This window comes from Azospirillum sp. B506 (genome assembly GCF_000333595.1).
Taxonomy (GTDB): domain Bacteria; phylum Pseudomonadota; class Alphaproteobacteria; order Azospirillales; family Azospirillaceae; genus Azospirillum.
Map to the genome: position 1 here is coordinate 1 of NZ_BADK01000289.1, position 9002 is coordinate 9002.

Here is a 9002-nt window from a genome sequence, read left to right on the forward strand (position 1 = left end):
GGGTGGTGTTGACGGTCGCCAGCGACGGCAGGCCCAGCAGCGGCTCCAGCGCATCGCCGATCACCTGCGCCCACGAATCGGCACCCTCNGGCGTGGCGATCAAATCCTGCCGCACCTCCAGCAGCACATTGGGGTAGCCGGCGGGAGTCGCGTGGGTTTCCACCGTGCCGCCCAACGTGCCGCGGCCGGAATAGGGCTGGTTGTCGCCGACGCACCAGCGGCCGCCAGCCTTCAGCGCCTCGATCAGCGGCACCGGCAGGCGGGGATCGTTGTCCCACAGCACGCCGATGTGCCAGGGCCGCGCCACCCCGCGCATCGCCGGCGTGAAGCTGTGCACCGACACCAGCACCGGCACCTGCCCACGCCCACGGATCGCCGCCACCGCCGCCGCCACCGCGGCGTGATAGGGTTTGAACAGCGCCTCCACCCGCTGGGCCTGGGCTTCGGCATCGAGCGCGCGGTTGCCGGGGATCACCACGTCGTCGCTGACCACCGGAATGGCGGTGGGATCCTCCAGCGCCCGGTTCGGATCGATCACCAGCCGCGAGAAGCCCGACAGCACGGCGGTGGCCCCGAACCGCGCCGCCAGCCGCCGAGTCACCTCGGCCGCACCGATGTCATAGGCGATGTGGCGGCAGAGCTGCTCCTCCGGCAGGCCGAGGTCGCCCAGCGAATGGGGAATGGCGCGGGAAGCGTGGTCGCACACCAGAAGCAGGGGGCCGCCGGCATCCGGGTTGAGCGTGGTTGCCGGCGGCGGATCGCCAGGGCCCAGCAAGGGAATCGTCCCGCGCGGCGCCGGTGCGGGAGCGGTGACGGGCTGGCGATGTTCGGAGGGTGAGGAAGACATGCGTCACAGTACCGCAACCTTGACGCCGGATGCCACACTGCGGGCCACGGCGGGCGGACGCGCGGCCGATGGTGGTAGTCCGAACGGCAAACTGCTAGGCTTCCCTCTCTCTTCGCGCGAACCCACCCGGAAGACGACCCGCATGCTTCGCCTGCTCACCCTCTGCCTTGCCGTCATGGCGCTGCTCAGCGCTTGCGGACCTGTTTACGAGACGCAATACAGCTTGGTCCCGCCGAGTTCGGCCGACGGACGGCTCTGCGTCAACCAATGTCAGCAGAACCGCAATTACTGCCGGCAAAATTGCGGCATGTCGCAGCAGTCCTGCGTGAACGAGGCGCGGTCGCGCGCCCTCTATGAGTATCAGGCCTATGTCAGCCGCCAGCAGGCGGAGAAGAAGCCGGTCAAGAAGTCCGTCAGCGATTTCGACCGCTCCTATTCCTGCGGCAACAGCAGCTGCGAGGCGCGCTGCGAGTCCGACTATCGCGACTGCTTCGGCGGCAGCTGCGGCGGACAGGTGATCCCCAAGCGCGTCTGCACGGCCTTCTGCGACCAGGAGAAGCCGGCACCCGCCGCTGTTCCGATGCAAAGCCCGATGCCCTCGGGTGCTGCCACGGCGCCGATGGGTGCGGCTCCGATGTCCAACGGCGGCTATGCGGCAGGCGCCTCGCTGTGCCAGCCCGGCATGCGGGTGTCGGTGGAGTGGAAGGGCGATTGGTACCCGGCCACCGTCAAGGGCAATCCCCGCCAGGATGGGCGCTGCCCGGTCCATTACGACGATTTCGGATCGGAAGACGACGAATCTGTTTCGCTCCGCCGCATCCGTCCGCGCTGATCCGCCCCTGCCCGATCCTTGTCGCGACAGCCTCCGGGAGAATCCCGGAGGCGCACGGCAGCCATGACTGGCAACCGGCTGGCCCGCAGGCCGCCCGGCGGATATAAGCCGGCCATGCCAGACGCCAGTGCCTTTTCCCCCGACCATGCCCACCGGACGCAGCGCCTCGCCCTGACAGCTCTGCTGGTCGGTGCCTTGGGCATCGCCTTCGCACCCATCTTCGTCCGCCTGTCGGACGTCGGACCGGTCGCCATCGGATTCTGGCGCACTGCGTTGGCAATGCCGGCACTGGCCCTTTGGATGGCCGCCGAGTCGCGGCAAAGAGGCGGACGCGTCAGCCGCCGCCCCTCTTCCATCGCTGACTATGCCCGGCTGTCGCTGGCCGGCCTGTGCTTCGCCGGCGATCTCGCGATCTGGCATACCTCCATTCGCTATACTTCGGTTGCCAACTCCACGCTGCTGGCGAATTTCGCCCCGCTGTATGTGGCGCCGGCCGCCTGGTTCCTGTTCAAGGAGCGGATCACACGCCGTTTCATCATGGGCATGCTGCTGGCGCTGGTCGGCGCTGTCGTGCTGATGGGCGAGAGCTTCCAGCTCGATGCCGACCACCTGTTCGGCGATGCGCTCGCCATTTTGACCGCCGCCTTCTATGCCGGCTACATCCTGTCGGTCGGGCGCCTGCGCAGCGAGTTCTCCACCGCAACCATCATGACTTGGAGCGGCGCCATATCCGCGGCGGTGCTGCTGCCGATCGGCCTCTATGATGGCGAGGCGATGCTTCCGGCCACCGCCGGCGGCTGGGCCGTGCTGGCGGGGCTTGCCCTGTTCAGCCACGCCTGCGGACAGAGCCTGATCGCCTACGCGCTGGCCCATCTGCCTGCGTCGTTCTCGTCGGTCAGCCTGCTGCTCCAGCCCGCCGCAGCGGCGATCCTCGCCTGGATCCTGCTGAACGAACCCTTGGGACCCTTGCAGGCGCTGGGAGCCGCGGTGATCCTGGTGGGCATCCTGCTGGCCCGCCCCGGCGGTCGCTGAGGCTTCGGTCCAGCCCTCTGTTTTTCCATCCCGCGGGCAAGGCAACGCGGCGCCTCTGTCGCCCATTGACCGCATCCGCCGGGACCGTTACCGGTATGACCAATCAGCAATGATCCGTTTTCCGACCGAAGGGGAACAACCCGTGCCCGGCACCGATGACAGCGCTCACGTCCCCTCCTCTTCCCAGCGCATTTCGGAATGGGTGGCGCAACAGCTTCTCGACCGCATCGCGCGCGGCGAACTGGTGCCGGGGGAGCGTCTGCCGGGCGAACGCCAATTGGCGGAACAGCTGCATGTCAGCCGCGTCTCTGTCCGCGCCGCCCTGCAGAAGCTGAAGACCCAGGGGTTCCTGACCGCGGTCCAGGGTGGCGGCACCCGGGTGGTCTCGTCGGCCGGCGTGATGGACGGGGCTCTGACCGCCATGGTCCGCAGCACGCATCAGAACCTGTGCGACCTCGTCGAAATCCGCCTGGCGCTGGAAAGCTGGGCCGCCCGCCGGGCCGCCGAGCGCGCGACCCAGGAGCAGATCGACACCATCGGCCGCATCCTGGCGGCGATGAGCGAGACCAACCGCGACGGCGGACGCGCGGCCGACGACATGGATTTCCACGTCGCCGTCGCCCAGGCGTCCGGCAGCCCGGTCTATCTGCACCTGTTGTCGACCATCCGCGATATCCTCGGCAACATGGTCGAGATGAAGCACACCGAGCCCTTCATGGAGAACCATGAGGCGCTGATGATCGAGCATCATCGCGCCATCCATCAGGCCATCGCCCGCCGCGATCCCGATGCCGCCGCCAACGCGGTCGCCGCCCATCTCGGCTGGATCCTGGCGCGTTACCGCACCATGTCGGACCATACCGCTTCCGGCGCGCCCACTGCGACCGACCCCCAACCTTCCGTCAAAGCCGTCTGACGCCGGCAGGGAAAGCCGGCAATAGCAAAAAGGCCGCAGCCTCCCAAAGGGAGACGCGGCCTTTTTCACATCCACCCGGCGGTGACGATCCTCAGTTGGTGAGAATCGCGCCGATCTGGTTGGTCACCTCATCGATGTCGGCCATGCCGTCCACCACCTTCAGGACGCCTCGCCCCTGATAGTAGGGCAGGATCGGCGCCGTCTGCTGGTGATATTGGGCCAGACGGGTGGTCACCGTCTCCGCGTTGTCGTCAGCACGCCGCTTGAATTCGGTGCTGCCGCAGACATCGCAGACGCCCTCGACCTTCGGCTTCTCGAAGCTGTCGTGATAGCCCTTGCCGCATTTGGCGCAGGTGTAACGGCCGGTGATGCGCTCCACCAGCACGTCGTCGACCACCCGCATCTCGATCACATGATCGAGCTTCAGGCCCTTCTCGTCCAGCATCCGATCCAGCGCCTCGGCCTGGGCCACGGTGCGCGGGAACCCGTCGAGGATGAAGCCGTTCTTGACGTCGGGCTTGGAAATGCGTTCGGCGATCATGCTGACCATCAGCTCGTCCGGCATCAGCTTGCCGGCGGCCATGATCTCCTTCGCCTGCTGCCCGAGCGGCCCGCCTTCGGCCACCATGGCACGGAGCATGTCGCCGGTCGACAACTGCACCAGACCACGAGTGTCTTCCAGACGGCGCGCCTGGGTCCCCTTCCCGGCGCCCGGCGGACCGAGCAGTATGAGGTTCATTACTTTCTCCCCCGAAGCTTCGATTTCTTGATCAATCCCTCATACTGGTGGGCCAGCAGGTGGGAATGAATCTGCGCGACCGTGTCCATCGTGACGGTGACCACGATCAGCAGGCTGGTGCCGCCAAAATAAAACGGAACCGAGTGCTGGGATATCAGGATTTCGGGGAGGAGACAAACCGCCACAAGGTAGGCGGAGCCGATCACCGTCAACCGCGTCAGAACATAGTCGATGTGGTCGGCGGTGTTCTTGCCCGGACGGATGCCCGGGATGAAGCCGCCATACTTGCGCAGGTTGTCGGCCGTCTCGGTCGGATTGAAGACGATGGCGGTGTAGAAGAAGCAGAAGAACACGATCAGCGAGGCGTACAGCAGCATATACAGAGGCGTGCCATGCGCGACATAGCGCGACACCGCCTGCAGCCACTCCGGCCCTTCGCCGCCGGCGAAGCCGACCGCGGTCAGCGGCAGCAGCAGCAGCGACGACGCGAAGATCGGCGGGATGACGCCGGCCGTGTTCATCTTCAGCGGCAGATGCGACGCTTCGCCGCCGAACACCCGGTTGCCGACCTGACGCTTGGGATACTGCACCAGCAGACGCCGCTGGGCACGTTCCATGAAGACGATGAAGAACACCACTGCGACCGCCATCACCAGCATAAGGATGATGAAGACGGTGGACAGAGCGCCCTGGCGGCCGAGTTCCAACGTGTTGACCAGCGCGCGCGGCAGTTCCGCGACGATGCCGGCGAAGATGATCAGCGAGGTGCCGTTGCCGATGCCCCGTGCGGTGATCTGCTCGCCCAGCCACATCAGGAACATGGTGCCGCCGACCAGCGTGATGACCGTGGCGATGCGGAAGAACAGGCCGGGATCGATGACCGCCGCGCCGGTCGAGCCACGCATCGACTCAAGCCCGACCGCAAGGCCATAGGCCTGCACGGTGGCGAGAACGACGGTGCCGAATCGGGTGTACTGGTTGAGTTTCTTGCGCCCGGCCTCGCCTTCCTTCTTCATGGCCTCCATCTGCGGCGACACGGCGGTCAGCAGCTGCACGATGATGGACGCCGAGATGTACGGCATGATGTTGAGCGCGAAGATGGTCATGCGGTGGAGCGCACCGCCGGCCAGCATGTCGAACATCCCAAGGATGCCGCTGCCCTGCTGCTTGAAGACGTCCTGCAGGATGTGCGGATCGATGCCCGGAATCGGGATGTAGGTGCCCAGCCGATAGACGATCAGGGCCGCCAAGGTGAACCAAATCCGCTTTTTCAGCTCGGTCGCCTTGGAGAAAGCCCCGAAATTGATGTTGGCGGCAAGCTGCTCGGCCGCTGATGCCATGGTCCAATCCCTGTCCCGTAAGCGCGAACGGGGCGGCACTGCATGACGCAGGCCGCCCCTCGCGACATCGCTTTTTGTAGTGCCCCGAAAGCCCGTGCGCAAGCACGGGCTTGTCGCGGACCTTTACTCGGCGGCTTCGGCGGCGGGAACGGTCAGCGTGACGCTGCCACCCGCCTTCTCGACGGCCTCGATCGCCGACTTGGACGCGCCGGCGACCGTGAAGGAAACCTTCGCGGTCAGCTCGCCCTTGCCCAGCAGACGGACACCGTCCTTCTTCACCTTGCCGGTGACGCCGGCGGCGTTGAGCGCCGCGGCATCGATGGTCTCGGATGCGTTCAGCTTGCCCAGGTCGATGGCCTTCTGGACCATGCCCAGGTTCACCACCGAGTATTCCTTGGCGAAGATGTTCCGGAAACCGCGCTTCGGCAGGCGGCGGTGCAGAGGCATCTGCCCGCCTTCGAAGCCGTTGATCGCCACACCGGTGCGCGAGGTCTGACCCTTCACGCCGCGGCCAGCGGTCTTGCCCTTGCCGGAACCGATACCGCGACCGACGCGCATGCGCGCCTTGCGGGCACCGGCGTTGTCACGCAGGTCATTCAGCTTGGTCATGATCTCAGCCCTCGTTCTCGACGCGGACCAGGTGCGCGACCTTGGCGATCATGCCCCGCACGGCCGGAGTGTCCTCCAGCTCGCGGGTCCGGTGCAGCTTGTTGAGACCCAGACCGACCAGCGTCTCGCGCTGGTCGTGCTTGCGGCCGATCGGGCTGCCGATCTGGGTCACGACGACGGTCTTCTTCTCGCTCATGATCAGGCCTCCTGACCGGCGCCGGCCTCGCGACGACCGAGGATGTCGCTCACGCGACGACCACGGCGCGCCGCGACCGACCGCGGGCTGGTGACCTGGGTCAGGGCGTCGAAGGTCGCCTTGATCATGTTGTGCGGGTTCGACGTGCCGATCGACTTGGTGACGACGTCAGCGACGCCGAGCGCCTCGAAGATCGCGCGCATCGGACCACCGGCGATGATGCCGGTACCGGCCGGAGCGGCCCGCAGCACGACCTTGCCGGCACCGAAGTGACCGTTGGTGTCGTGATGCAGCGTACGGCCTTCGCGCAGCGGAACACGGATCATGCCGCGCTTGGCCTGATCGGTCGCCTTGCGGATGGCTTCCGGGACCTCGCGGGCCTTGCCCGAACCGACGCCGACACGGCCCTTGCCGTCGCCGACGACGACCAGAGCGGCGAAGCCGAAGCGACGACCACCCTTGACCACCTTGGCGACGCGGTTGATGCCGACGAGCTTTTCGATCAGCTCGCTTTCTTCCCGCTCGCGCGGCTGCCGGTCGCGGTTGTCCCGCTCCCCACGTTCACGTGCCATATCCGGGCCTCCTTAGAACGACAGCCCGCCCTCACGGGCGGCGTCGGCCAGGGCCTTCACCCGGCCATGGTAAATGTACCCACCGCGGTCGAACACAACCTCGGTGACCCCAGCGGCCTTGGCGCGCTCGGCGATCAGCTCGCCGATGCGCTTGGCAGCATCGACGTTGCCGCCGTGCTTGAGCTGCACGCGCAGCTCCTTCTCCAGCGACGAGGCGGACGCGAGCGTCTTGCCGTTTTCGTCGTCGATGATCTGGGCGTAGATGTGCAGATTGGACCGGAAGACCGAGAGGCGAACACGCCCGCCGGCCTTCTTGGCAATCTGCGCGCGCACGCGCTGCTTGCGGCGCTCGTGGAGTTGCTTTGGCTTCAGCATGGCGGTTACTTCTTCTTACCTTCCTTGCGCAGGATGGTTTCGGTCTCGTACTTGATGCCCTTGCCCTTGTAGGGCTCCGGCTTCTTCCAACCGCGGATTTCGGCGGCAACCTGGCCGACCTTGTGCTTGTCATAGCCGCTGACCGAGATGGCCGTCGGCTTGTCGCACTTGATCGTGATGCCTTCCGGGATCGGGTACTTGACGTCGTGCGAGAAGCCGAGCTGGAGAACCAGCTCCTTGCCCTGCACGGCGGCACGGTAACCGACGCCGTTGATTTCCAGGTTGATCGTGAAGCCCTGGTTGACACCCGTGACCATGTTGTTGATCAGGGTGCGCGAGGTCGCCCACATGACGCGGGCGCGCTTGCTGTCATTTGCCGGCTTCACCACCACCTTGCCGTCTTCCAGCGAGGCGGTGATGTCGTCGATCAGGGTCATGCTGAGTTGCCCCAGCTTGCCCTTGGCCGTGACCAGCTGACCGTCGACCTTCACGTCGACGCCAGCCGGGACCGGCACGGGATGCTTGCCAATGCGCGACATCTGCCAATCCCCCTTAGAACACGCGGCAGAGGACTTCACCGCCAACGTTGGCGGCGCGGGCCTCATTGTCCGACATCACGCCGCGCGGGGTCGACAGGATCGACAGACCCAGCCCGTTGTAAACACGGGGCAGGTCGGCGATCTTCGAGTAGACGCGACGGCCGGGCTTGGACACACGGGCGATCTGCTTAATCACAGGCTCGCCTTCGTGGTACTTCAGCTCGATCTTCAGGTTCTTGACGCCCGGACGCAGCTCTTCCTCGGACCAGCCGCGGATGAAGCCTTCACGCTTCAGAACTTCCAGGACGTTGACGCGCAGCTTAGACGCCGGGGAAACCACAACGGACATGCGGGCGTGCTGACCGTTGCGGATGCGGGTCAGCATATCGCCGAGCGGATCGCTCAAAGACATTCTCGGACCCTCCTTACCAGCTCGACTTCGTCATGCCCGGGATCTGGCCGGTCGAGGCCAGTTCGCGGAGCGTGACGCGGGACAGCTTGAACTTGCGATAGAACGCGCGCGGACGCCCGGTCATTTCGCAGCGGTTCCGGATGCGCACCTTCGAGGAGTTGCGCGGCAGCTCGGCCAGCTTGAGGCGGGCGGCGAATTGCTCTTCCGGCGGGAGGGTCTTGTCGTTCGCGATTGCCTTCAGGCGCGCACGCTTGTTCGCGTACTGCTTGGCCAGCTTGGCGCGACGCTTGTTCTTTTCGATGGCACTGGTCTTAGCCATGGTCGTGCTCCAGCCTCAGCTCACGAACGGCATGTCGAAGGCCTTCAGGAGAGCCTTGGCTTCCTTGTCGGTCTTCGCCGAAGTGACGATGATGATGTCCATGCCGCGGATCTGATCGATCTTGTCGTAATCGATCTCCGGGAAAATGATCTGCTCCCTGACGCCCATGGCGTAGTTGCCACGGCCGTCGAAGCTGTCACCCCGGGATCCACGGAAGTCACGGACGCGCGGGCACCGCATCGTCACCGGCGATCCAGGGACTCGTACATGCGGT

13 protein-coding genes and 1 pseudogene are annotated in these 9002 nt (G+C 65.8%); 3 read left to right on the top strand and 11 right to left on the bottom strand.

The window, feature by feature from the left end; genetic code table 11:
- Window positions 1-847, bottom strand: an 847-nt coding sequence (locus tag I71_RS09080; RefSeq protein ID WP_049976007.1) for an N-formylglutamate amidohydrolase, incomplete at its 3' end; no start/stop codon positions are given.
- Window positions 848-989: 142 nt separating this feature from the next.
- Between I71_RS09080 and I71_RS09085 the strand changes: the two genes are divergently transcribed.
- From I71_RS09085 to I71_RS09095, 3 genes are all read left to right on the top strand, one after another.
- Window positions 990-1679 carry a hypothetical protein gene (locus I71_RS09085; protein ID WP_042694076.1) on the top strand — a complete coding sequence of 230 codons (690 nt, stop codon included), beginning with the start codon at window positions 990-992 and terminating at the stop codon, window positions 1677-1679.
- Window positions 1680-1793: 114 nt separating this feature from the next.
- Window positions 1794-2711 carry a DMT family transporter gene (locus tag I71_RS09090; RefSeq protein WP_042694092.1) on the top strand — a complete coding sequence of 306 codons (918 nt, stop codon included), beginning with the start codon at window positions 1794-1796 and terminating at the stop codon, window positions 2709-2711.
- A gap of 142 nt (window positions 2712-2853) precedes the next feature.
- Window positions 2854-3627 (top strand): FadR/GntR family transcriptional regulator, encoded by a 774-nt coding sequence (locus I71_RS09095; RefSeq protein ID WP_042694093.1) that lies wholly within the window; start codon window positions 2854-2856, stop codon window positions 3625-3627.
- 91 nt (window positions 3628-3718) lie between these two features.
- Here the strand turns inward: I71_RS09095 and I71_RS09100 are convergent, their stop codons facing one another.
- The 10 genes and pseudogenes from I71_RS09100 to I71_RS09145 form a co-directional block, all read right to left on the bottom strand.
- Entirely contained in the window at window positions 3719-4366 is a 648-nt protein-coding gene (locus I71_RS09100) for an adenylate kinase (protein ID WP_042694078.1), read from the bottom strand.
- On the bottom strand, window positions 4366-5706 hold the full coding sequence (secY, locus tag I71_RS09105) for a preprotein translocase subunit SecY (RefSeq protein WP_042694080.1): 1341 nt from the start codon (window positions 5704-5706) through the stop codon (window positions 4366-4368). The genes I71_RS09100 and secY overlap by 1 nt, the downstream gene beginning before the upstream one ends.
- Window positions 5707-5829: 123 nt before the next feature.
- The gene (gene rplO / locus I71_RS09110) at window positions 5830-6315 is read right to left on the bottom strand and encodes a 50S ribosomal protein L15 (RefSeq protein WP_042694082.1); all 486 of its coding nucleotides are present in this window, start codon (window positions 6313-6315) and stop codon (window positions 5830-5832) included.
- Window positions 6316-6319: 4 nt separating this feature from the next.
- Window positions 6320-6511 carry a 50S ribosomal protein L30 gene (gene rpmD, locus I71_RS09115; RefSeq protein WP_042694084.1) on the bottom strand — a complete coding sequence of 64 codons (192 nt, stop codon included), beginning with the start codon at window positions 6509-6511 and terminating at the stop codon, window positions 6320-6322.
- 2 nt (window positions 6512-6513) lie between these two features.
- Window positions 6514-7083 carry a 30S ribosomal protein S5 gene (rpsE, locus tag I71_RS09120; RefSeq protein WP_014246902.1) on the bottom strand — a complete coding sequence of 190 codons (570 nt, stop codon included), beginning with the start codon at window positions 7081-7083 and terminating at the stop codon, window positions 6514-6516.
- A 12-nt stretch (window positions 7084-7095) separates the two neighbouring features.
- Complete coding sequence (gene rplR / locus I71_RS09125) at window positions 7096-7458, bottom strand: 50S ribosomal protein L18 (RefSeq protein WP_042694086.1); 363 nt, start codon at window positions 7456-7458, stop codon at window positions 7096-7098.
- A gap of 5 nt (window positions 7459-7463) precedes the next feature.
- Window positions 7464-7997, bottom strand: a complete 534-nt coding sequence (rplF, locus tag I71_RS09130; RefSeq protein ID WP_042694088.1) for a 50S ribosomal protein L6 — start codon at window positions 7995-7997, stop codon at window positions 7464-7466.
- A 13-nt stretch (window positions 7998-8010) separates the two neighbouring features.
- Window positions 8011-8409: a 30S ribosomal protein S8 gene (rpsH, locus tag I71_RS09135; protein ID WP_042694090.1), complete on the bottom strand. Its 399-nt coding sequence runs from the start codon at window positions 8407-8409 to the stop codon at window positions 8011-8013.
- 13 nt (window positions 8410-8422) lie between these two features.
- Window positions 8423-8728, bottom strand: a complete 306-nt coding sequence (gene rpsN / locus I71_RS09140; RefSeq protein ID WP_012973218.1) for a 30S ribosomal protein S14 — start codon at window positions 8726-8728, stop codon at window positions 8423-8425.
- A gap of 15 nt (window positions 8729-8743) precedes the next feature.
- Window positions 8744-9002: pseudogene (locus I71_RS09145) on the bottom strand (50S ribosomal protein L5); the annotation flags it as partial.